The sequence below is a fragment of the Nocardiopsis codii genome, from assembly GCF_036327455.1.
In the GTDB taxonomy this organism is placed as follows: Bacteria; Actinomycetota; Actinomycetes; order Streptosporangiales; family Streptosporangiaceae; genus Nocardiopsis; species Nocardiopsis codii.
Genome location: NZ_JAUZMY010000012.1, coordinates 118,703 through 141,216 on the forward strand (window position 1 = coordinate 118,703; position 22,514 = coordinate 141,216).

Consider the following 22,514-nt stretch of genomic DNA (forward strand, 5'->3'; position numbering starts at 1 on the left):
CGTGCCCGATCAGGTTCGGGGGGCCGAACCCGGACCCGGCGTGTCGCCGCCCTCGCCGTACCTGTGATCGATCCACTCGTCGGGATACAGCCTCCGCCCGCCGTGGGGCGGGGGTTCCGGGTGACGGGCGTCGCCCGTGTCCGCGTAGGGGTCCGGCCCCTGCGGGGAAGGTGCGGCGTGCGACGGACCGTGGCCTCCGCCGTACCCGGGTGTGTGGCCGTAGTCGGGAGCGGAGCCGTAGTCGGAGACGGGACCGTGGTCAGTGGCGTGGCCGTGGTCGGGTGCGGGGTCCCAGGAGGGGGCGCCGTGGGCGGTGTACCCGTCGGCGACGGGCTCGTTCCACGAGGGCGCGCCCCGCACGGGGCCGCCGTGGACGGGGCCCTCCCATCCGGCGTCCCCCTGGCCGGGACCGGCGTGGCGGGGGCCGCCGTGGGAGGGCGTCCCCGTCGGCGCGGGGCCGTCCCACGTCGGAGCGCCGTGCGCGGGCTGTCCACCGTAGGGCCCGCTGTTCACGACGGTCTCACCGGCGCCGCCTCGGAACGGCGGGGCCCCGTGGCCGGGACCGTTCTGCGCGGGACCGCCGTGCCGCGGGTCGTGCTGCGAGGTGACGCCCTGCTCCGGACCGCCCCAGGACGGCCCGCCGTGCGACGGCCCACCGTGGGACGGGGCGCCGTAGGAGGGCCCACCGTAGGTCGGGGCACCGTCAGGGGCGGGCGCGCCCCAGGTCGGGGCGCCCTGCTCGTGAGCACCGCCGGGCATCGGGTTCTCCCACCCGGCACCGCCCTGGCCGGGACGGTCCGGACCGCTCTGGCCCGGACCTCCCCAGGAAGGTCCGCCGTGTGACGGGACACCGTGGTCGGGACCACCCTGCGCGGGACCTCCCCAGGAAGGTCCGCCGTGTGACGGGACACCGTGCGAAGGCGTGCCGGCAGGGGCGGGCGCATCCCAGGTCGGGGCGGCCTGGTCGGGACCACTCTGCGCCGGACCGCCCCAGGACGGCTCCCCCTGTGACGGCGTACCCGCAGAGGCGGGCGCACCCCAGGTCGGAGTGCCCTGGTCGGGCGCACCCCAGGAAGGCCCGCCGTGTGACGGGACACCGTGCGAAGGCGTACCCGCAGGGGCCGGACCGCCCCAGGAGGGTGCGCCGTGGGAGGGGCCGCCCCCGACGAGGGGGTCGTTCCAGGAGGGGGCGCCCCGTTCGTGGGCGCCGCCGGGGGCAGGGTCCTCCCACCCGGCGGCGCCGCGATCGGCACCGCCCTGCGCGGGATCGGACGGGGAGGGGTCGCCCCAGGACGGCCCGCCGTGGGAGGGGGTGCCGACGGAGGCCGGTGCACCTGGGCCGGGAGCGTCGTACCCAGGTGAACCCCCGTAGGGCCCACTGTTCACGACAGTCTCACCAACACCCTCCGCACCACCCTGGAACGGCGGAACCCCGTCACCCCGGCGGTCCTGCGCGGGGCCGCCGGGGTGGAGCCCCTGCGGCGGCGCCCCGAAGGCGCGGGTGCCGTGCGCGGGGGTTCCTCCGTGCGCGGGAGGCGCGGTCGCGGGGAACCCGTCCGAGGGAGCCGGGGACTCGTCGTCGACCGCGGGCATCGCCCCGGTGTCACCGGCGGCGGGCCCGTCCTCGTACTCGTCGTACCCGTCCTCGTAGCCGGCTTCGTCGTAGTCGTCGTAGCCGTCGTCGTACTCGTCGTCGTAGTCCTCGTGGAGGCGTTCCCCCTCCTCGCGGACGGCCGGGGGCGGGAAGACCAGCGAGCGGAGGTCGAGCGCCACGTGCACGATGATCGGCACCCAGATGCTTCCCGTGCCCAGGTACAGGACCGTGAAGAGGGTTCCCGACGTGCCGGCGCTGACCAGCCCCCACCAGCCCTGGTAGAGGTGGGCGACGGAGAAGAGCACGACCGACAGCACCGCGGCCATCCACAGCGGCACGCCCATGCCCGCGACGAGGGCGATGAACAGGCCCCGGTACAGCAGTTCGCCGAACACTCCCCCGGTGACGGCGACTCCCGCGGCCATCGCCCGTTCCCGCGTGGTGCGCGGCACGAGGAGGCCGCGGTCGCGCTCGGGCTCGGGGAGGGTCATCGGGGCCGTGGCGGCACGGCGTCCGCGGTGCCCGGTGGCCCGCCGCCCACCGGCTCGCGGGGTCCCGCCGTCTCCGTGGTCCTCGTGCGGCTCGGCGCCCTCCGGGTCCTCCGGGGCGGTCGGCGCCTCGGGGCCGTCCGTGTCGGTCCGACCGGACCGGCTCCCCCTGCGGCCACCCGCACCCCGCTTGCCCTTGCCCTTGCCCTTGCCCTTGCCCGGGGCGAGGCCCGCCAGCCCGGGAAGGTTCTCGGGCAGGCCGTTGACGAGGATCCACAGGGCGGCGAGGGCCGTCAGGCCTCCGACGGCGCCGCCGACGACCGGCCCCCACGCGTCGGGCAGTCGCAGCCCGAGATCGGAGGGGACCAGTTCGGGCGAGAGCAGCAGAACCCCGAGGACGACCAGGCCCCAGAGGGCATGGACCGCCATGGTGACGGCGTGCACCTGTGTCAGCGCACGTACGTCACCACCCCGCCTACCGGAAAGCCACGCGAAGGCCTTCCTGCCGAGAAGGGGTTCGCCGACCGCCGCGAAGAGGAGCAGCAGGACCGTGAGGACGGTCCCGGCGAAACTGAAGTGAGGGAGAGTCTCCGACCATGGCACGGGGGCAATAGTAGGGGGTCCGAAACCCGTCATAGTGCACATGCCGGATTCCGGAGCCGAGACCCTCTTGCCGTGGAGCCCGCAAAGAGTGACGGTGGGAGTGTCACAGGTCACCAGCGGACGGCGGCGTCCGGCCCGCCGTGACCTCCGCCCCACGGATTCCGAAGGGCTGGGCAGCAGGGATGGCAGACCGAGCCGTAGAGGTACCGAGGGCCGAGAGGCCCCAGGACATCCGCAACATCGCGCTGGTCGGCCCGACCGGCTCCGGAAAGACGAGTCTGGTCGAGGCCCTGCTCGTCGCCGCCGGGGAGATCGGCCGCCCCGGCCGCGTGGAGGAGGGCACGACCGTCAGCGACCACGACGACGTCGAGGTCCGCCAGAAGAGGTCGGTCCACCTGACCGTCAGCCCCGTCATGGTAGGCGACGTCAAGGTGAACCTGCTGGACACCCCCGGGTACGCGGACTTCATCGGGGCGATGCGCGCGGGACTGCGCGGCGCGGACGCGGCCCTGTTCGTCATCTCCGCCCTGGAGGGCGTGGACGGCCGCACCCGCGTGCTCTGGGAGGAGTGCGCCGCGATCGGCATGCCCCGGGCCGTGGCGATCACCAAGATCGACCACCCCCGGGCGGACTACGACGACGTGGTCGCCCAGTGCCAGGAGGCCTTCGGGTCCGGTGTCCACCCCGCCTACGTCCCGGCGGTCGAGGGAAGCGGGGACGACCGCCGCGTGGTCGGCGTCTGGGGGCTCGTCTCCGAGCGCTACTACGACTACTCCGACCGCTCGGACGTGAGCGGCCGCGGGGGCGGGCCCGACGCCGGACCCGGTGCGCGGCAGGCACCGGAGTGGCTCCGCGGGACCGCGGGACCGCTCCGGGAGGCCCTCGTCGAGGAGGTCATCACCGAGAGCGAGGACGAGGCCCTCATGGACCGCTACATGGAGGGGGGCGAACTCGATCCGGACCTGCTCATCGCGGACCTCCAGAAGGCCGTCGCGGCGGGCGGGTTCCACCCCGTCCTGGCGATCAGCCCCACCAAGGGCGTGGGCGTGCGGGAGCTGCTCCGTGAGCTGCCGCTGTCGTGCCCGGACCCGACCCTGCGCCCGTTCCCGTCGGTGGCGACCCCGGAGGGGAGGCCCGTCCCCGGGCTGTCGTGCGACCCGGACGGCCCGCTCGTCGCGGAGGTCCTCAGTACGGCGGGCGACCCGTACGTGGGCCGGGTGAGCCTGGTGCGCGTGTTCTCGGGGACGCTGACCCCCGATGCCGCCGTCCACCTGCACGGACACGGGGTGCCCTGCGGCCTGACGGGCGCGGGTGAACTGGACCGGGTCGGCAACGACGAGCACGCGGGCGCCCTGTCCGTCCCGTTCGGGAGGGACAGCCGCCCTGTGGGGCGGGCCGTCGCCGGCGACGTGTGCCTGGTGGCGAAGCTGCCCGACGCCCGCACGGGCGACACCCTCTCCAGCCCCGACCGGCCGCTGCGGGTGTCGCCGTGGCGGTTCCCGCAGCCGCTGCTGCCGGTGTCGCTGACCGCCGCCTCCTCCGCCGACGAGGACAAGCTCTCCCAGGCGGTGGCCCGGTTGGTGGCCGAGGACCCGTCCCTGCGAGTCGAGGTGAACCCGGAGACCCACCAGATGGTGCTGTGGAGCCTGGGCGAGGCGCACCTCGACGCGGCCCTGGACCGGTTGGAGCACCGGCACGGCGTCCGGGTGCGGACCGGCGAGGTGCGCGTGCCGCTGCGGGAGACCTTCGCGGTCCCCGCGCAGGGCATGGGCCGCAACGTCAAGCAGAGCGGCGGGCACGGCGAGTTCGGCGTCTGCCGGATCCGGGTGGAGCCGCTCGGGTCGGGGGCGGGGCTGGAGTTCGTGGACGAGATCGTCGGCGGCGTGGTGCCCCGCCAGTTCGTGCCGTCGGTGGAGAAGGGCGTGCGCGCCCAGATGGCGGACGGCATGGACTCCGGGTATCCGCTGGTGGACATCCGGGTGACGCTGTACGACGGCAAGGCCCACTCGGTGGACTCCTCGGACATGGCCTTCCAGAAGGCGGGACGCCTGGCGCTCCGGGACGCCGCCGCTGCCGGGAGGCTGGCCATGCTGGAACCCGTGGCGGAGGTGGCGGTGGAGGTGGACGACTCCTACCTGGGTCCGGTGATGAGCGACCTGTCGGCCAGACGGGGCAGGGTGGTCGGCACCGAGACCGCTTCCGGCGGCCGGGCGGTGGTGCGCGCGGAGGTCCCCGAGCTGGAGATCACCCGGTACGCGGTGGAACTGAGGTCGCTCTCCCACGGCACCGGCGTGTTCACCCGGGAGTACCTGCGCCATGAGCCCCTGCCGCCGCAGGTGGCGTCGAGGCTGCCCGGGCCGCGGGGCGACGACCGGGCCTAGACGGGGGTTTCGCCTGCGCCCCGGCCCGCGTCCACCGGGTTTCCTCCCGCCGCGCCTCCGCGCTCGTGGAGCAGGCCGGTCGTCGCACATCGTCCCGGGGGGAGATCGCCCGGACGGCCGCCCGCCGCCCCGGAAGCCTCCGGCGACCGCTCCCGGTCGTGTCACCGGTGCCCGGTCGGGCACGGGTACCGGGAGGCGGGGGCGGTGCCGGGGCACGGGGGCGGCCCCGCGTCCCGGCGGCGCCGGCTAGAAGACGCGGCCCGGTCTGCTGCGGTCGGCCAGGGCGGCGAACCTGAACGTGTTCACGGGGTGGCTGGACAGCAGGTTGACCAGGAGCACGAAGAACCCGGTGTCGGTGCGGGCGCGCGCGGCGATGTCGTCGAAGTCCACGGACGGGTACAGGTACTTGCCCACGGCCAGGACCCGCAGCCCCTGCATGCCCTCGGGGCAGAACTCGTAGGCGTGGTTGTCGGCCGTGTACTCCTGTGCGCGCCCCAGGGAGCTGCCCACGCCGGGGATCACGTTCGCCACCGAGATGCCGAAGTGCCGCCAGAACGACGTGTGGCCCGCCGCGATGTGCCCCACCTCGTGCCCGATCACGAACCGCAGGGCGTCGGGGTCGGCGAGGCGCCCGCCCACCTCGAACAGGTCGCTGTTGACCGCGACGTAGCGGCGGAACCCGTGCCCCGACGCGTACGCGTTGACCACGCCGTTGCCCAGGACGACGTACGCCTCGGGCACCTGCCGCATACGGAACGCGGCCGCGGCCTCGGCGACCATCCGGTGCGCCTCGGGGAACTGGTCCTCGGTGATGCGCACCCCGTTGACCCTCTGCCGCGCGTACAGCTGCCCGCGCACGAAGTACACGAGCGCGGGCAGGCTGAGCAGCAGCAGGGGTTCGTTCGGGTCACCGGAGTAGGCGCGGCTGACCGCGCCCACCACGGCGAACACGGTCACCGCGACGCATGCCACGAGGACGGGGACCTCCCGGGGATGGCGCAGTGACCTGCGCACGCGGCGGTCACCCCACCGCCAGGGGTCGTCCCCCATCCGCGGTCAGAGACGGTACTCGGCGTCGGGAAGGTCGTCGTCGGGGCCGGGGGGCGGCGGCGCGTGGTGGGCGCTGCCCCGGGGCGGCGGCCCGCCGTAGGACGGCCCCGCGGGCGGGGCCTGCGGCGGAGCCTGGGGGACCCCGTCGTCGTCCAGGATCGAGGCCATGTCCGCCGACAGGGTGGACTCCTCGGCCTTCCCGCTGCGCCACTCGTTGCGCAGCTCCTCGTCCTGGGCCCCCATCACGGCGTCCATGTCCGCGTCGTAGGTGGACTTGGCCGGGTCCTCCGGGGGCTCGGGCCAGGAGGAGGCCAGGAACGCGCTGTCGTAGGCGTCGTTGGGCTCGGGCAGCCCGCTGTGGGAGGGCTGCCCGGCGGTGGCGGACTGGCCGGGCGGCGGGCCGAACGGGTCGGAGAGGGGGTCGGAGAACGGGTCCGCCTGCGACGGCGTCCCCTCACCGCGGGCGGGGGTGCCGCCCAGCGGGTCGACCGGGTCCCCGGTGGGCGCGGGCCCCGGGAAGGACACACCCGCCGGGACCGCCGAAGCGCCGCTCCGGCCGTTGTCGGAGCCCAGGTAGGACAGGGCGGCGACGGTGATCGCCGCGAGCCCGGCGCGCAGGGTGGGTTCGCGCGCGGGCGCGAAGAACGGGGAGTGGTTGCTGGGGACGTTGCCCATCTTCTCGTACGGGGTGTCGCCGGGGGCGGCCTCCCACACGTCGTGGGGCGTGGCGCCGACGAACCAGAACACGTAGGGGATGGGCTGCGGGTCGCCGGGGAGGCCGAAGTAGTTGAAGTCCTCGGTGCCCGGTGAGGGGTCCGGCAGGTGGATCACGTAGTCGTCGCCGAAGTAGGCGTGGTGGGCCGCGGCCACCTCCGCCGAGGAGGTGGCGTCGTTGCGGGTGACGCCGCAGGAGATGAACATCTCGACGTCGGGCTCGCGGGTGGCCCCGGAGGCGGCGGCCTCGGCGCGCACGATCCGCTCGATGGAGGCCTCGAGCTGGTCCGCGACGTTGTCGTTGAGGGCCCTGGTGTTGATCTCCAGGTAGGCCTCGTCGGGGATGATGTTGGCCTTCGTCCCGGCGTGGAGCTTGCCGACGGTCAGGACCGCCATCTCGCTCGGGCTGATCTCCCGCGACACCACGCCCTGGAGGCGGGTGACGATGTTCGCGGCGATGACCACCGGGTCGACGGTGGTGTGCGGCTGGGAGGCGTGGCCCCCCTCTCCGTGCACGCGCACCCGGTAGGCGCGCGAGGCGCCCAGGATGATCCCGGCACGGTGGGAGATGAGTCCCGCGGGCTGCGGGCCGAGGTGCTGGCCGAGGATGACGTCGGGGCGTCCGAAGCGGTCGTAGAGGCCGTCGGCGAGCATCGCCTGGGCGCCGTCGAGGGTCTCCTCGGCGGGCTGGGCCACGATCATGACGGTGCCGGCCCACTCGTCGCGGGTCTCGGAGAGGAGGTCGGCCGCGCCCACGAGGCAGGCGGTGTGGGCGTCGTGTCCGCAGGCGTGCATGACGGGCACCTCGACGCCGTCGGCGTCGAGGGCGCGGGCCGTGCTCGCGTAGGGGAGGCCGGTCTTCTCCTCCAGGGGGAGCGCGTCCATGTCGGCGCGGAGCATCACCGTGGGGCCGGGGCCGTTGCGGAGGATGCCCACCACACCGGTGCCTCCGACTCCCTTGTGGACCTCGTAGCCGGTCCGGGTGAGCCACTCGGCGACGCCGCTGGCGGTCCGCTGCTCGGCGTGGGAGAGTTCCGGGTTCTTGTGCAGATCGACGTAGAACCCCTCCACGAGCGGGAAGAGCTCGTCGAGGAGTCGCATGACCACGCTCCCGTGCTGGGCGGCACGGTCGGGGTCCACCGCGTGCGGCACGGTTTCCACCGCCTTCTTCCGTATCTCGACTGGAGGGGGGCACTACCTGACGGCTCAGCCTAGCGGCGAGGCCGTCACGGCCACACACTGACACGTTCACCCAGCGTCCGCCACGGTGCGTCGCATGGGTTAGGGTCTGCACACGGAAAGCCATCATCCGTCCGAGCCGATCACGTTCCGTGTGTCTCCCTTGTCCCACCTTCACCGTGTGTGGGGGAGGAGCCGGGGAAGTTTCCACAGATTTGATCGAACCGCTGGCATACCTTGCAACATCACAGTAAGGTAACGCAGCACGATGATTCATCCGACCTTCCGGTGCCCCCCTCGCGCGCCACGCGGCACCTTCCCATCCGCGCCCCGGCCCCCGCGGTCGGTTCAGGCCCCTTGTACAGGGTCCGCCAGACCACGCACATGCCCCAGAAATCAGTGATCTTCGGAGTCCACTCGTGGCCTCATCCATGACCAGTCCGGCAGCCCGCCCTCCGGAACCAGGGGAGGGCGCGACCAACCCGGGTCCGGATCCCAAGCCCGCCCAGGCGTCAGGCCGCGACGCCCGCCTGGACAACGCCAAGTTCATCCTGATCGCCCTGGTCGTCGTCGGCCACGCGATCGAGCCGCTCCGCGACCACGGGCCCACGGGAGCCCTGTACTACTGGATCTACTTCTTCCACATGCCCGCGTTCATCATGATCAGCGGGTACCTGTCGCGGTCCTTCGACGCCTCGTCGAACCGCGTGGAGAAGCTGGTCCTGACGGTGGCGGTCCCCTACCTCATCTTCTGGACGATCCACCAGACGATCTACTTCTTCGAGCGCGGCGGCCTGCCCGACGCGGCCTCGGCGCTCAAGCCGACCTGGACCCTGTGGTTCCTGGTCGCCCTCTTCCTCTGGCGCCTGAGCGTGCCGGTGTGGAAGCAGCTCCGCTGGCCCGTGCTCATCGCCGTCCTCGTCGCGATGTTCGGCGCCACCGCGAGCCTGGGCGAGACGCTGTCCATGGGCCGCGTCGTCAGCTTCCTCCCCTTCTTCGTCCTGGGGCTGAGCCTGCGACGCGAGCACTTCGCGCTCCTGGACCGGCTGTGGGTGCGGATCGTGTCCGTCCTCGTGCTCGGCACGACGGCGGTGCTGGCAGTGCCCATCTCCGACCGGCTGAGCCGCGACTGGCTCTTCTGGAAGGACAGCCTCACCGACCGCGACATCGACCCGCTCCTGCCCAGCTTCGGCATCCGCCTCGCCTTCATGGGCCTGGCCCTGCTGATGACCATCGCGGTCCTGGCGCTCACCCCGAAGCAGCGCACCTGGTTCACGTCGCTGGGCGCCTACACCCTCTACGTGTACCTCGGCCACTCGGTGGTCCTGCTCCTGCTCAAGGCCTCACCCTGGTACGACATGGTGGGAGGCCCCACGGGCACGGCGATCACTGCCGTCGGCGCGGTGGCCCTGACCCTGCTCCTGTGCACCCCGTGGGTACGCAAGAGCATGCAGTGGGCGGTCGAACCACAGCTGACATGGTTCCTGCGCAAGGACTCCACGCTCCGCCCGGAGAACCGCGTGAACGCGGAGACCGGGGGGAACAATGGCGGCCCCGACGACACGAACAAGAAGAAGGAGGCCGCCGGGGTCTGACCCCGGCCCTCCCCCGGCGTGGAACTCGCCGGTAGGCCCGGAGCACACGGGGGCAGTAGGAGACGCGGCCCACGGGACGCGGAGAACGGCGGGGGCCGCCCCGACGGCTCCCGCGGCGAGCAGCTCACGTCGGCGCACCTCGAACCTGCGCGTGTCCTTCCACAGCCGCAGCACCAGGACGACCTCGAAGAAGGCCAGCGCCAGGACCGAGAACACGGCGGTCGGGATGATCAGGCTGTTCAGCGGGGTGAAGAGGGCGAACACCACGGTCATCGGGGCCACCACGCACAGGAACATCTCGAACTCGATGCCGCTGAACAGGTGGGGCCGCACCCTGTTCCGGAGCAGGAAGGCGCGCACCCGCGGGTAGAGGCCGGCCGGAGCCGGGGCGTCCGGACGGGCGGGCGCGTCCGCCATCTCGTCGTCCTCCGGGTCGGCGTCGCCCAGGCCGGGCGCGCCGGGCCGCTGCGTGTCGGTGTCGCCGGACAGCTCGGCGAGGGTCTGCTGCATGGCCCGGCGGGTCTTGGCGACCTGGGAGCCGTTGAGGTAGCGCAGCAGGTCGAAGAAGACCACGACCGGCGCCACGATCAGGTAGGCGGCGTTTCCGGTGACCGCCCACTGCGTGACGAGCAGCGCCATGACACAGCCGAAGAACCGGATGCGGTCGAACACGAAGTCGACCCAGCTGCCGAAGACGGAGCCGTTGTCCTTGAGGCGGGCGATCTTGCCGTCCATGCAGTCCAGCACGAAGCTGAGGTGGAACAGCAGCCCGCCCAGCACCAGCCAGGCCCAGCCCGTGCCCTCGACGAGGACCGGGGCGACGAAGCACAGGGCGGAGAGCAGGCCGAGGACACCGGCGCCCAACGTCAGCTGGTTGGGGGTGATGTTGGTGCGGTTCGCGGTCCAGACCACGAGACGCCCTGCGAGGGGATCGACCAGGAAGACCGTCCACCAGGCGTCCTTCGCCTTGTAGGTCTCTTCCTTGACTTGCGCGAACGTGAAACGCGGCATGCGGGCTCTCCAGGAGGGCACACTCCCCCCGGAGCTCCGGCCGCTCCACCGTTCAACGAAGCGCTGACCAGGACAGGGGAAAGGGCTGTGTCGGCGGGAATCGAGTCATCATGCCAGATCGAGGGTCGTCCGGCCTAATCGGTGACGGCATACTTGACTGGTAAGAGGGGGATCAACAGGCGGCCGTGTGCGGAGCAGCGGATGGTCCACCCCCTTCGGTCTCGACCGAGGTAGAGGCATTGCGTTTTCTCAACGACCAGGTCCCGCAGCAGGACCTGACCTACAGCGACGTGTTCATGGTCCCGAACCGGAGCTCGGTGGGCTCCCGGCTCAGCGTGGACCTGTCGTCCCCGGACGGAACCGGCACCACCATCCCCCTGGTCGTGGCGAACATGACGGCGGTCGCCGGACGCCGCATGGCCGAGACCGTCGCCCGGCGCGGCGGCATCGCGGTCATCCCGCAGGACATCCCCATCGAGGTGGTGTCCGACGTCGTCTCCTGGACCAAGCAGCGGCACCTGGTCCACGACACGGCGATCACCCTCAACCCGTCCAGCACGGTGGGTGAGGCCCTCAACCTGCTGCCCAAGCGGGCGCACAACGCGGTGATCGTCGTCGACGAGGCGCGCCGCCCCGTCGGCGTGGTCACGGAGGCCGACTGCGCGGGCGTGGACCGCTTCGCCCAGCTGCGCGACGTCATGTCCACCGAGCTGCTGACCATCCCCGCGGACACCGAGCCGCAGGAGGCCTTCGGGAAGCTGCACGACTTCCGCCACCGGCTCGCGCCGGTCGTGGACGGGGCCGGCGCCCTGGTCGGCGTGCTCACCCGCACGGGCGCGCTGCGCTCCACCCTGTACACGCCGGCCGTGGACGCGGAGGGCCGCCTGCGCGTGGCCGCCGCCGTGGGCATCAACGGCGACGTGGCGGGCAAGGCCGCCGACCTGCTGGCCGCCGGCGCCGACACCCTGGTGATCGACACCGCGCACGGACACCAGGAGAAGATGCTCTCCGCCATCGCCAAGGTGAGGGCCCTCGCGCCGAAGGTGCCGATCGTGGCGGGCAACATCGTCACCGCGCAGGGCACCCGCGAGCTCATCGAGGCGGGCGCCGACATCGTCAAGGTCGGTGTGGGACCGGGCGCGATGTGCACCACCCGCATGATGACGGCCGTCGGTCGGCCCCAGTTCTCGGCCGTGCTGGAGTGCGCCGAGGCGGCGGCCGACCTGGGCAAGCACGTGTGGGCGGACGGCGGCGTACGCCACCCGCGCGACGTGGCGCTCGCCCTGGCCGCGGGCGCGTCCAACGTGATGGTGGGCTCCTGGTTCGCCGGGACCTACGAGTCGCCGGGCGACGTGATGCGCGACGCCGAGGGCCGGCAGTACAAGGAGAGCTTCGGCATGGCGTCGGCCCGCGCGGTACGGCTGCGCACCGCCGACGACTCCCCGTTCGAGCGGGCGCGCAAGGCCCTGTTCGAGGAGGGCATCTCCACGGGCCGCATGTACCTGGACCCGGAGCGCCCCAGCGTGGAGGACCTGATCGACCAGATCATCGCGGGCGTGCGCAGCTCGATGACGTACGCGGGCGCCACCTCGCTGGAGGAGTTCCGCGAGCGCGCCGTGGTCGGCGTGCAGAGCGCCGCCGGGTACAACGAGGGACGGCCGGTTCCGACCAGCTGGTAGGCCCGGGGTGCGGGGCGTCCGGGAGACCGGGCGCCCCCGCGCGGGGTACCGCCCGGCGAGGCGTGCGCCCCCGGGCTACTCCTGGGCGGCGAGGAGCGCCTTGCGGTGCTCGCCGCACAGGCGGTCGGCGTGCCTGACCGGCTCGGGCACGCGGTACTTCGGCGACAGGCGCAGCACCAGGTCCGCCGCGCCCTCCAGGTCGACGCGGTGCCCGACGGACACGTAGACGGGCTTGACGCCCGTGCGGGTGCGCAGGACGCGTCCGATCACCTCGGCGCCCTCCCGCTCCAGCGCGGAGGAGTCGGGGACCACCTCCGAACGCCCGGCCACCATGGGCGTCCACGACCCGCGCTCGTTCCCCGGCGGGGAGTGCCTGCCGTACAGCACGGACTTGGCCGAGCCGACCACCGGAAGGTCCAGCAGGACCCCCAGGTGGGAGGCGATCCCGAAGCGGCGCGGATGGGCCAGGCCGAACCCGTCGCACAGGTACACGTCGGGTGTCGTCCGCAGCGCGCCCAGGGCCTCCAGGACCGGCGGCAGCTCCCGGAAGGCGAACAGCCCCGAGATGTACGGGAACGTCGGCTCGGAGGAGATCGCGACGGACTCCACGACCTCCAGGGTCCGGGTGTCGAGGATGACGGCCGCCGCGGAGAGCGCGGAGTTGTCCGTGGCGTAGCTGACGTCCAGTCCGGCCACCAGCCGTACGGCGTCCGCGTCCAGCGGCTCGACCCTCACGCGGTCCGCCAGCGCCCGCTGGCGCGCGACGGCCTCCCGCGGGTCGGAAGGCCAGTTCTCGGGGTCGTCCAGAACCCGTGCGACCCGTTCGGCGATCTCCGACATCCTGCCCCCTCGTTCGCGCGGTCCGGCTCCGCCCGTCCATCCAACCGTACGCCCCCGGGGGCCCGGACCCCGGCCGGGACGGGCCTCAGTCCCGGGCCGGCCCGGGCGCCTCGAACCGCTCTCCGTTCGCGGGGACGCCGACGCCGCGCCAGGTGAAGGGGACGCCCTGGGCGAGGTCCGGGTCGGCCCTGTCCATCAGGTGGAAGTGCAGGTGCGGCTCGGTGGAGTTGCCGGAGTTCCCGCACAGCGCGAGCGTCTGGCCCGTCCGCACGCGGTCGCCCTCGCGCACCCTGAGCGACCCGCGCCGGACGTGGGCGTAGAGGGCGAAGACGCCGTCACCCAGGTCGAGGACCACGTGGTTGCCGACCACGGGCCCGGCTCCTCCGAGACCGCGGACCACCCCCTCGACGACCAGGTAGGCGAGTGCCGGGTAGGAGTTGCGGCTCAGGTGGTCGCGCCGGTGGTCGGAGGCGTGGACGACCACGGCGTCCGCCACGGCCAGCAGCGGCTCGCCGAAGGTCGGGAAGTCCTGGTTGCGCCGGACCGGCGGCCACCAGCCGAAGGCCGGGCGGTCCTCGGAGTCCGTCAGGAGGTCGATCGCGTACTCCTGGCCGTAGGCGCGGGTGCCGTGGCTGGGGACGCGGTCGGCCGGACTGTTCAGGGCCAGCCAGGCGCCGCTGACCGGCGGCGCCACCTCGACGGCCTCCGGCGTCGTGCTCCTGCGCGCCAGGCGACCGAACAGCAGGGTCAGCGACCCCAGGACCAGGAACAGCGTCAGCGCGGCCGCGTTCCACCACCCCGAGAAGCCGAGGAGCGGACGGGCGAGGACCACTCCCAGTGTCACTGCGACGCTCCACAGGACGAGGAGTCCGCACACCCTGGCCGCCGATCGCATGGCTTTCCTCCGTCCGGGCGGATCCGTACCGCCCTTCGTTTTTGCAACTTTACGTAATTACGAATATCCGCACAACCCAGACTCCGGAGGCGCGGGAACACGCGCACGCCCGACGCGAAAGCCCCTCCGCGACGCTGTGCGACACCCCACAGTCCCGGACGCCCGGACGGGAGCCGGGGTCGCAGTAACGTGGACCTGAATTTGCACTGACTGGTCAGTTCAAAAAGAAGGGGGCGCAGGTATGCGTCGGGCTACCGGAGCTCGTGTCCAGGCCGAGGGCGTCACACTCGCCACACGCGAGGGTCCCGTCTACACCGGGATCGGGTTCGTCGCCCTGCCGGGCACGCTCACGGTCTTCCAGGCCGACTCCGGCGGTGGCCGCAGCGCGCTGCTCCTGACCCTGACCGGCAGGATGAGGCCGTCGGAGGGAACCGTGCACGTGGACGGCCACGTGCTGCCCCGCCGGGCCCGCAGGGTCCGGCGGATCAGCTCCCTCGGACTGATGGACGACGTCAACGCGCTCGACGACCGCCTCCGGGTGCACGAACACCTCTCCGAGGGGCTGCTCCTGCGGATGCGCCCCGCGGCGCGGGGGCTGGCCGACGAGGCCATGGAGGCCGCCGACCTGGGCGACCTGGACCGCCGGACCCTGGTCAAGGACCTGTCCATGCTCGAACGGCGGCGCCTCGGGGTCGCCCTGGCCCTGCTGGCCGAACCGCGTCTGCTGGCCGTGGACGACGTCGACGGCGGGCTGAGCGGCGAACACCAGGCCGCCATGTGGCTCACCCTCGGCCGGCTGTCCGCGGAGGGGCTCACCGTGGTCGCCGCCTGCGCCGACTCCGCCGCGCTGGACGGCGTCGCCGGGCAGGACACCCGGGGCCCGATCCCGATCCGCCGGCACTCCGGCCACGGATCCGACGACCCCGCGGACGGCGGGGGCACGACCGGCGCCGGTGACGGTGCCGGCCCGGGGGCCGTCCGCGTCGACGACCTCCTCGGCCACCGGGGGGACGGTGCCGACCGTGAACAGGCATAAGAGGCACAGACCGCGCATGCGGCCCTTCGCCGTCCCCCGGCTCGGCCTGCTCACCATGCGCTCCTTCCTGCGCTCACCGCTGCCCACGGCGGCCCTGGCCGCGCTCGTGCTCATCCCCCTGCTCTACTCCGGCATGTACCTGTGGTCCTTCTGGGACCCGTTCGGCAGGATGCAGCACCTGCCGGTGGCGCTCGTCAACGAGGACCGGCCCGTCGAGGTGGACGGCCGGGAGATGGACGCCGGGGGCGAGCTCACCGACACGCTCCTGGACCGCGGGGACCTCGACTGGCACGCCGTCGACGCGGACGAGGCCGCGCGCGGCGTCGCCGACGGGGACTACTACGTCTCCCTCACCATCCCCTCGCACTTCAGCGAGGACCTGTCCTCGCCCTCCCGCGAGAGGGAGGCGCCGGTCCAGGCCGTGTTGGAGGCGCACTACAACGACTCCAACAGCTTCATCGTGCGCCAACTGGCGGGGAGCGCCTTCAAGGAGGTCCGCGACGCCGCGGCGGCGTCGGCGATCAGCGACTACCTCGACGAGATCTTCGTCGGCTTCAACCAGATCCACGGGAAGACGGAGGACGCGGCCGAGGGCGCGGACGAGCTGTCCGGCGGCGCGGACAGCGCGGAGGAGGGCGCCGGCGAGCTGTCCACGGGTGTCGACGACGCGCACACCGGGGCCGGGTCGCTGAGCGGTGGCCTGGACGAGCTCCACACCGGCTCGCAGTCCCTCGCCGAGGGCGCGGGCACCGCGTCGGAGGAGGTCTCCGCCCAGGTCGCGAAACTGGACGAACTGGCCGACGAGCGGCTCCCCCAGCTGGAGGAGGACATCCCCGCGATCCAGGAGCGCGCCGAGACGGCCGCCGAGGTCACCGGCGCCCTGTCCACGGCCCTGGAAGCGCTGCCCGAGGACGTCGACACCGCCGGGCTCACCGAGGTCGACACGAGACTGGCCTCCTTCCTCCGGGACAACCCGGAGCTGGAGACCGAGAACCCCGAGCTGTACACACTGCTGCGCGACCTCCAGGAGGCCATGGACACCGCGCTGTCCGTGGCCGGGTACATCGACGACAACAGGGACGGCATCGAGTCGGCCGCCGAGGAGGCCGCCTCGCTGAGCGAACAGGCGGCGGCGCTCTCCGAGGACCTCCCCGACATGGTGGACCGGGCAGAGGAGGCCCGCGACAAGGCCGACGAGCTGGACGAGGGGCTGGCCGGACTCGCCACGGGCTCGGCCGCTCTACGAGACGGACTGGCGGACGCCTCGGAGGGCGCCTCGGACCTGGACTCCGGCCTCGGCCTGCTCAGCGGCGGCGCGGGCGACCTGCACGAAGGGCTGGGCGAGCTGGCCTCGGGTTCCGGCGAGCTCGCCGAGGGGCTCGGCGAGGGCGCCGGCGAGATCCCCACCTACTCCGACCGGGGCCGGACCGACGCGGCCGGGACGATGAGCGAGCCGATCCGGCTCGACAGCGAGATCTCCAACGAGTCCCCGAACTACGGGACCGGGTTCGCCCCGTTCTTCGTCCCGCTGTCCCTGTGGGTGGGAGCGATGGTGGTGTTCATGGTGCTGCCCGCCCTCTCCTCCCGCGCACTGGCGTCCTCTGCGCCCTCCTGGCGGGTCGCCCTCGCCGGCCGGGTCGTCCCGCTGCTGCTCGGCGTGGGCCAGGTGGCGGTCATGCTGGGCTCGCTGCACCTGTTCCTGGGCCTGGAGGCCCGGAACTGGCTTCTGGTCATCGGGTTCCTGGTGCTGACCTCGGCCGCGTTCACCGCCGTGGTGCAGTACCTCAACGTGCGGTTCGGCGCCGCGGGCCGGGTGATCGCCCTGGCCCTCCTGGTCCTCCAGCTGACGTCGGCGGGCGGCACGTACCCCATCGAGACCAGCCCGGGGTTCTTCCAGGCCATCGGCCCCTACCTTCCGCTGCACTGGGGCGTGACGGCGATGCGCATCCTGCTCGGGGGCGGGGACATGACGCTGGTGTGGACGACCTTCGGGGTGATGGGCCTGTGGCTGGTGATTCCGCTGCTGTTGACGTGGCTGGCGGTGGACCGGAAACGGGTGTGGACTATGTCCTCCCTCCATCCCGCGCTCAAGCTGTGACGCCCCGACGTGGCGCAACCAGCGCCGACACGGGCAGAATGGGCCGGATGAGCGCGAGCACCGAACGGCCGAGAAGCGGTCGCCGAGAGGCGACCCGGCGCCGCCTGTTCGAGGCGGCGGTCGACCTGATCTCCGAACAGGGGTACGGCGCCACGACCGTGGACGAGATCGCCGAGCGCGCCGGGGTCGCCAAGGGCACCGTCTACTACAACTTCGGCGGCAAGAGCGAGTTGTACACGGCGCTGATGGAGTGGGGGGTGACGCGGCTCGCCGACACCCTGAAGGCCGCGGTGCCCCCCTCCGCGTCCCCCGGCGAGGGGCTCACCGCGGTCCTGCGCGCGGGGGTGGTGTTCATCGGCGAGCACGAGGCCCTCGCCCGGCTCCTCATGGCGGAGGCCTGGCGTACCAACCAGGCCTGGTACGCCACCGTCCGCCAGATCCGCACCGAGGCGATCGGGGTGATCTCCGGCCAACTGGACCGGCTGGCCGCCGAGGGTGCACCCCACCCGGGCCTGGACACGGGGCTCGCGGGGTCCGCCCTGTTCGGCATGGTCGTGACCGTGGCCCTGGACTGGCGCACGCTCCAGCCCGAACGGCCGGTCGAGGAGATCCACGCGACCCTGGCCCACATGACCGCCGGCCTGGTCGGCACACCCGCGTCCCCACCGAAGAACGTCTGAGAGGACGCCCCCATGGCCGACCTGTACCCGCTGCTCCCCCTCGTGGCAGGGGTCGTGATCCTCTGGCTCGTGGCGCGCGACACGCGCCTCGAACTGCGCCTGGTCCGCTACGGAATGCGCGCCAAGGGCCGGGTGATCGGCTACAACGAGACCTCGACCGCCTCACGCATGATCGTGCAGTTCCGCACGGAGGACGGCCAGGAGGTGCACGCCGAGCACGAGAACACCGGCTGGACGGCCTCACGCGCCGGGGAGATCGTCACTGTGGCCTACGATCCGGACGAACCCGCCCGGGCGCGCATCGTCTCCGCACCGTGGTTGAGCCACTGGGTGCGGGGGCTGTTCGGCGGGCTGGGCGTGATCCTGGCGTGCACCGGCCTCCTCCTCGGCTACCTGGAGTGGCGCTAGATCGTCTCCCCGGGACCCCGCGCCGTCCCGGCCCCGGCCAGGGCCTCCTCGCGCGGCTCGGAGTAGCGGACCAGCCGTGAGGGCAGGCCGCCGTCCAGGCTGGAACGGGTGCGCACGCGCACCCCGCACAGCAGGTCGGCCACTCCCGCCCCGTCGGGGCGGACCAGCGCACTGCTGGCGTGCACCGCCGCCACGGCGAGCGCGATCCAGGGCAGGCCCAGGGTGACGAGGACGGCGACCGGCGCCTGGAGCAGGAGGGTGCGGAGGAGGACCCTCCGGCGCGGGGCGGGACTCGGGAGCCCGCGCCCGCCCAGTCCCAGGCCGAGGGCGGCCGGGCCCGGTGTGGCGCGGTCGCGCCGCAGCTGGGGCAGGACGACGGCGCCCACGAAGGCCACACCGAGGAGCACGGCCGCCCGGGTGCGTCCGTCGGCACCGGGGCCCACGAGGCCGTAGGCGTTCAGCAGGGCGATCAGGGCGGCCGACCCGAACCACCACAGGCCGAGGTCGAGCAGGGTGCCCGCCATGCGCCGGTTGAGGTCGGGGGCGACGCGGTCGGGCACCGCGACGGGCCACCCCCGGGCGAGGCCGCCGGGCCACAGGGGCAGGAGCAGGCGGGCGGTCAGCCACCCCGCCAGGACCCCCGCCACGCCCAGTCCGACCAGCCAGGGTGAGGTGGGCGCGTACGCGCACGGGTAGAGACCGAGGACCCCGGTCGCGCGCACCGCGCCGACGGACGCGGCGAGCCCCGCCCCGATCAGGAGGGTGACGACCGGTCCCCGCCGGAAGCGGTGGCGCGCCAGGAGGCCGACCGGCACGAAGAGCCCGAACGCGAGGGCGAGGTTCCCGGCCGTGTGCGCCCCGCCGAAGGGCGCCGCAGCCGACGCGCCCGCGGCGCCGTCCGGGCCCGGCCCCCCGGTGCACAGTGCGTCGACGGACGCGGGCAGCGGCCAGACCGCGTAGGCCGCCAGGGCCGTCCCCGCGACCAGGGCGGCGGTGGTGAGGGCTCCCGGCCAGCCGTGCTGGCGCCCGTAGCGCCGGTGCTGCCCGCGCAGGTAGAGCGCGGCGCCGACGACCACCAGCAGCGGTACGACGGCGAGCGCCACATCGATGGCGGCCTGTCCCCCGCCGAACGGTCGACCCATGGTGCTTCCCCTGTCCTCCGGCCGCGCCGGCGCCACCGCCCGGTCCCCGGTCGCTCCGGCGTTCCGGTGCCTCCGGGCTCCCCGCCCGCGTGGCCGTTCCCGACTCCGGGCCGCAACGCTAGTACGCTCCGTTGCCGGGCGGGGACCGAACGACGACTTTGGGCTCCTTCGCGCGGCCTCCCGGGACCCGCTCACCGGTCCCCGGGAGGCCCCCGGGGATGTCACGCGAAACAGGGTGCCCACACACTCTCCGACATATGTGACGTTTGTCCCATTGTCACCATTTATTCACAGCAGGCGACACCAGCACCTCAAGCCAAAGGGTGGACAATCGCTGCCTTCATGGCAGACTGCCTTCACCAACCCGGATATTTCGGCGCTTCACGTGCGAGATACGATCCCCAACGCCGAAATGCCGCGTTAGTGGTTACCCTGCGGTACGTCCCGCGTCGAGAACCCCCGACGGACGCCGCCCCGCGGGGCAGGAGGCCGCGCGCAGCCAGGTCGAGAGGTGCCGCCCCCAGGACACCCGGCTCTTCGCGGCCCCGCACCGCAACCCCAGACCGAAGACGCGGATCGACAGGAGAACCGTGCAGGCAGTACCGAAGCGACGCGGACGGACGATCACCGCCCGTATTCGCGCAATGGTCATGATCCCCACCACCGCGCTGGTCGCGCTCTGGCTGATCCTCACCTTCGCCCTGACCGGCGACGCCGTCATGCAGCTGATCCGCGCCCAGGCCACCGAGGACCTGGTGACCCCCTCCGCGGTCGGCCTCGTGGACGTCATGCAGGAGCGGTCCCAGTCGATCGCCTTCATCGAGAACCCCGGGAGCGAACAGCTCGCGGGCGACCTCGCCGAGGCCCGGGAGCTCACCGACAGCACCATGGGCGTGGTCATCGGGGAACTGATCGGCTTCGCCGACCTCGCCCCCGGTGAGGGCGGCGACCACATCAGGATGCTGCACGAGCAGTACGGGGAGATCGGTGCCCTCCGCGAGGCGATCGACTCCGGAGAGGCCTCCCGCGAGGACGTCCTCGACTACTACAACGAGCTCATCCTCCACGGCGCCGACAGCTTCGACAGCCAGGCCCGCAGGGGGATGGCGGGCGACGCGACCAGCCCCTCCTTCACGGCCGTGTACATGTTCCGGGCCGTCGACGTCTTCGCGCGGTCCGACGCCCAGATCGCCCGCGCCTTCGCCGGCGACGAGCTGACCGCGGCCGACCAGCGGGAGTTCACCGAACTGGTCGGCGCCTACCGGAACCTCCTGGACGGCAACGGCCACTACCTGGAGGGCGAGGGCCAGGAGGAGCGCCTCCGGGCGGTGCTGGAGGGCCCCGAGTACGCGCGGCTCCTGGACATGCAGCAGGAGATCATCGACCGCCAGGTCACGACGGAGACGGTCACCGACCCGATCACCCTGGTGCCCGGCGAGGTCGAGGACCTCTCCATGCCGGTGGACCAGGACGCGTGGCAGGCGGACTACGACCACGTCCTGGCCGAGCTGACCGCTCTGGGCGCCGACGAGGCCATGCACGCGGCCGCCGTCACCCGGGACGCCGCCAACCAGGCGGTCCTGCTCGCCGTCGGGGGCAGCCTCGGCGTCGCCGCCGTCATCCTGGCCGCCTTCCTGCTGGCCCGCCGCTCCTCTCGCGTCCTCACCGCGCGCCTGCTGCGCCTGCGCGACGACTCCAACGACCTCGTCGAGAACCGTCTCCCCGACCTCATGCGCCGCCTGCACGACGGCGAGCGGGTGGACACCGACACCTCCCTCACCGGGCTCCACACCACCGACGACGAGATCGGCGACGTCGCCAAGGCGTTCAACGCCGCCCAGCGCGCCGCCATCGACGAGGCGGTGCAGCAGACCGAGCTGCGCCAGGGCGTCAACCGCGTGTTCCTCAACATCGCGCACCGCAGCCAGACGCTGGTCCACCGCCAGCTCCGCCTGCTGGACAAGATGGAGCGCGAGCAGGAGGACCCGGACCAGCTGGCCCAGCTGTTCAAGCTCGACCACCTGGCCACTCGCTCGCGGCGCAACGCCGAGAACCTGCTGATCCTCGGCGGCGAGGCGCCGGGCCGTACCTGGCACCGTCCGATGCCGCTGATCGACGTGCTGCGCGGCGCCATCTCCGAGTCCGGTGACTACACGCGCGTCAAGCGCGACCGGATCGCCCGCGTCCACCTCAACGGCCCGGCCGTCGCCGACGTCATCCACCTGGTCGCGGAGTTGGTCGACAACGCCGCCATGTTCTCGCCGCCGCACACGCAGGTGCGCCTGAGCAGTGACGACGTGCCCAACGGCGTGACGATCGAGATCGAGGACCGGGGCCTGGGCATGACGGAGAGCGAGTTCGCCTCGGCGAACGCGCTCCTGGCCAGCCCGCCCGAGTTCGACGTGATGCGCCTGAACGAGAAGATGCGCCTCGGCCTCTTCGTGGTCTCGCACCTGGCCCACCGCCACGGCATCAAGGTGCACCTGCGCCCGTCGCCGTACGGGGGCGTGCAGGCGATCGTCCTGCTGCCGCACGAGCTGATCTCCGGTGACCGGACCCCGCTGCCGTCCTCGGAGCCCGCCCGCGAGGACGTCTGGGAGGTGCGGGAGATCATCGACCGCGTCCCCGGCGAACTGGAGTCCGCGCCCGTCGTCGCCAAGCCGGTCCTGACCTCGGTCTCCACGCCGGTCGAGGACACGTCGGCCGAGGGCTCGGGCAGCGGCATGCCGGACGACCTCCTGGGCCCCCTCGGCGACAGCGGCTCCGCCCCCGCGGACGGAGGGCGCCCCGCGCTTCCGACCCGCAGGAAGAACATCAGCGCGGTCCCCGCTCCCGGCGCCGCCCCCGCAGAGGCGCCCGACGGCGCGGTCGAGGCCGACGGAGGTCGCCCCCCGCTGCCCAAGCGGCGCCCGCAGGAGAACCTGGCGCCGCAGCTGGCGACCGACCCCGAGCCCGACAGCCGGACCGGCCCCGTCTCCGGCGCCCCCGCGGGAGGGGCCCCCGACAACGGGGAGCGCCTGGCGCGCCTGCGCCGGAACATGTCCGCGTTCCAGCAGGGGACCGACCGCGGACGGCGCGAAGGCAAGCAGCAGACCAACGACACCGACAAGGACTCCTAACC

Annotated in this window: 14 protein-coding genes and 1 pseudogene; 8 read left to right on the plus strand and 7 right to left on the minus strand. The window is 73.0% G+C overall.

Annotated features, from left to right (window positions below; all coding sequences use genetic code 11):
- Positions 1-9: 9 nt before the first annotated feature.
- Positions 10-2,685 (minus strand): CPBP family glutamic-type intramembrane protease, encoded by a 2,676-nt coding sequence (locus Q8791_RS14235; RefSeq protein WP_330092163.1) that lies wholly within the window; start codon positions 2,683-2,685, stop codon positions 10-12.
- A gap of 182 nt (positions 2,686-2,867) precedes the next feature.
- Here Q8791_RS14235 and Q8791_RS14240 point away from each other — a divergent pair, with 182 nt between their 5' ends.
- Positions 2,868-5,066 (plus strand): elongation factor G-like protein EF-G2, encoded by a 2,199-nt coding sequence (locus Q8791_RS14240; protein ID WP_330092164.1) that lies wholly within the window; start codon positions 2,868-2,870, stop codon positions 5,064-5,066.
- A 246-nt stretch (positions 5,067-5,312) separates the two neighbouring features.
- On the opposite strand, the gene Q8791_RS14245 is transcribed toward Q8791_RS14240, so the two are convergent.
- Positions 5,313-6,116, minus strand: a complete 804-nt coding sequence (locus tag Q8791_RS14245) for a M48 family metallopeptidase (RefSeq protein ID WP_330092165.1) — start codon at positions 6,114-6,116, stop codon at positions 5,313-5,315.
- Positions 6,117-6,122: 6 nt separating this feature from the next.
- Positions 6,123-7,991 (minus strand): amidohydrolase, encoded by a 1,869-nt coding sequence (locus Q8791_RS14250; RefSeq protein WP_330092166.1) that lies wholly within the window; start codon positions 7,989-7,991, stop codon positions 6,123-6,125.
- Between the two features lie 449 nt (positions 7,992-8,440).
- On the opposite strand from Q8791_RS14250, the gene Q8791_RS14255 reads away from it, so the two are divergent.
- Positions 8,441-9,604, plus strand: coding sequence for an acyltransferase family protein (locus Q8791_RS14255; RefSeq protein WP_330092167.1), 1,164 nt, complete (start codon positions 8,441-8,443; stop codon positions 9,602-9,604).
- A gap of 93 nt (positions 9,605-9,697) precedes the next feature.
- Here the strand turns inward: Q8791_RS14255 and Q8791_RS14260 are convergent.
- Positions 9,698-10,615, minus strand: a pseudogene (locus Q8791_RS14260) (CDP-alcohol phosphatidyltransferase family protein); the annotation flags it as partial.
- Between the two features lie 239 nt (positions 10,616-10,854).
- On the opposite strand from Q8791_RS14260, the gene Q8791_RS14265 reads away from it, so the two are divergent.
- Positions 10,855-12,294: a GuaB1 family IMP dehydrogenase-related protein gene (locus Q8791_RS14265; protein WP_330092168.1), complete on the plus strand. Its 1,440-nt coding sequence runs from the start codon at positions 10,855-10,857 to the stop codon at positions 12,292-12,294.
- Between the two features lie 75 nt (positions 12,295-12,369).
- Here the strand turns inward: Q8791_RS14265 and Q8791_RS14270 are convergent, their stop codons facing one another.
- Entirely contained in the window at positions 12,370-13,134 is a 765-nt protein-coding gene (locus Q8791_RS14270; protein ID WP_330092169.1) for an endonuclease V, read from the minus strand.
- A gap of 85 nt (positions 13,135-13,219) precedes the next feature.
- Positions 13,220-14,029, minus strand: coding sequence for a M23 family metallopeptidase (locus tag Q8791_RS14275; protein ID WP_330092170.1), 810 nt, complete (start codon positions 14,027-14,029; stop codon positions 13,220-13,222).
- 241 nt (positions 14,030-14,270) lie between these two features.
- Between Q8791_RS14275 and Q8791_RS14280 the strand changes: the two genes are divergently transcribed.
- The 4 genes from Q8791_RS14280 to Q8791_RS14295 are packed head-to-tail and all read left to right on the plus strand — an operon-like array spanning position 14,271 to position 18,251.
- Positions 14,271-15,065 carry an ATP-binding cassette domain-containing protein gene (locus tag Q8791_RS14280; protein ID WP_330092171.1) on the plus strand — a complete coding sequence of 265 codons (795 nt, stop codon included), beginning with the start codon at positions 14,271-14,273 and terminating at the stop codon, positions 15,063-15,065.
- Positions 15,066-15,081: 16 nt separating this feature from the next.
- On the plus strand, positions 15,082-17,163 hold the full coding sequence (locus tag Q8791_RS14285; protein WP_330092172.1) for a YhgE/Pip domain-containing protein: 2,082 nt from the start codon (positions 15,082-15,084) through the stop codon (positions 17,161-17,163).
- 47 nt (positions 17,164-17,210) lie between these two features.
- Complete coding sequence (locus Q8791_RS14290; RefSeq protein ID WP_407941997.1) at positions 17,211-17,843, plus strand: TetR/AcrR family transcriptional regulator; 633 nt, start codon at positions 17,211-17,213, stop codon at positions 17,841-17,843.
- 12 nt (positions 17,844-17,855) lie between these two features.
- The gene (locus Q8791_RS14295) at positions 17,856-18,251 is read left to right on the plus strand and encodes a DUF3592 domain-containing protein (RefSeq protein ID WP_330092174.1); all 396 of its coding nucleotides are present in this window, start codon (positions 17,856-17,858) and stop codon (positions 18,249-18,251) included.
- On the opposite strand, the gene Q8791_RS14300 is transcribed toward Q8791_RS14295, so the two are convergent.
- A complete protein-coding gene (locus tag Q8791_RS14300; RefSeq protein ID WP_330092175.1) occupies positions 18,248-19,393 on the minus strand; it encodes an antibiotic resistance protein VanZ in 1,146 nt (381 codons plus the stop codon). The two genes, Q8791_RS14295 and Q8791_RS14300, sit on opposite strands and share 4 nt — an antisense overlap.
- A gap of 590 nt (positions 19,394-19,983) precedes the next feature.
- Here Q8791_RS14300 and Q8791_RS14305 point away from each other — a divergent pair.
- Positions 19,984-22,512 carry a sensor histidine kinase gene (locus tag Q8791_RS14305; RefSeq protein ID WP_330092176.1) on the plus strand — a complete coding sequence of 843 codons (2,529 nt, stop codon included), beginning with the start codon at positions 19,984-19,986 and terminating at the stop codon, positions 22,510-22,512.
- Positions 22,513-22,514 lie beyond the last annotated feature (2 nt).

Coding starts and splice junctions, on each gene's coding strand:
- Q8791_RS14280 (WP_330092171.1), top strand. CDS start 14,271: ATGCGTCGGGCTACCGGAGCTCGTGTCCAGGCCGAGGGCGTCACACTC.
- Q8791_RS14240 (WP_330092164.1), top strand. CDS start 2,868: ATGGCAGACCGAGCCGTAGAGGTACCGAGGGCCGAGAGGCCCCAGGAC.
- Q8791_RS14300 (WP_330092175.1), bottom strand. CDS start 19,393: ATGGGTCGACCGTTCGGCGGGGGACAGGCCGCCATCGATGTGGCGCTC.
- Q8791_RS14255 (WP_330092167.1), top strand. CDS start 8,441: ATGACCAGTCCGGCAGCCCGCCCTCCGGAACCAGGGGAGGGCGCGACC.
- Q8791_RS14270 (WP_330092169.1), bottom strand. CDS start 13,134: ATGTCGGAGATCGCCGAACGGGTCGCACGGGTTCTGGACGACCCCGAG.
- Q8791_RS14290 (WP_407941997.1), top strand. CDS start 17,211: ATGAGCGCGAGCACCGAACGGCCGAGAAGCGGTCGCCGAGAGGCGACC.
- Q8791_RS14245 (WP_330092165.1), bottom strand. CDS start 6,116: ATGGGGGACGACCCCTGGCGGTGGGGTGACCGCCGCGTGCGCAGGTCA.
- Q8791_RS14275 (WP_330092170.1), bottom strand. CDS start 14,029: ATGCGATCGGCGGCCAGGGTGTGCGGACTCCTCGTCCTGTGGAGCGTC.
- Q8791_RS14295 (WP_330092174.1), top strand. CDS start 17,856: ATGGCCGACCTGTACCCGCTGCTCCCCCTCGTGGCAGGGGTCGTGATC.
- Q8791_RS14285 (WP_330092172.1), top strand. CDS start 15,082: ATGCGGCCCTTCGCCGTCCCCCGGCTCGGCCTGCTCACCATGCGCTCC.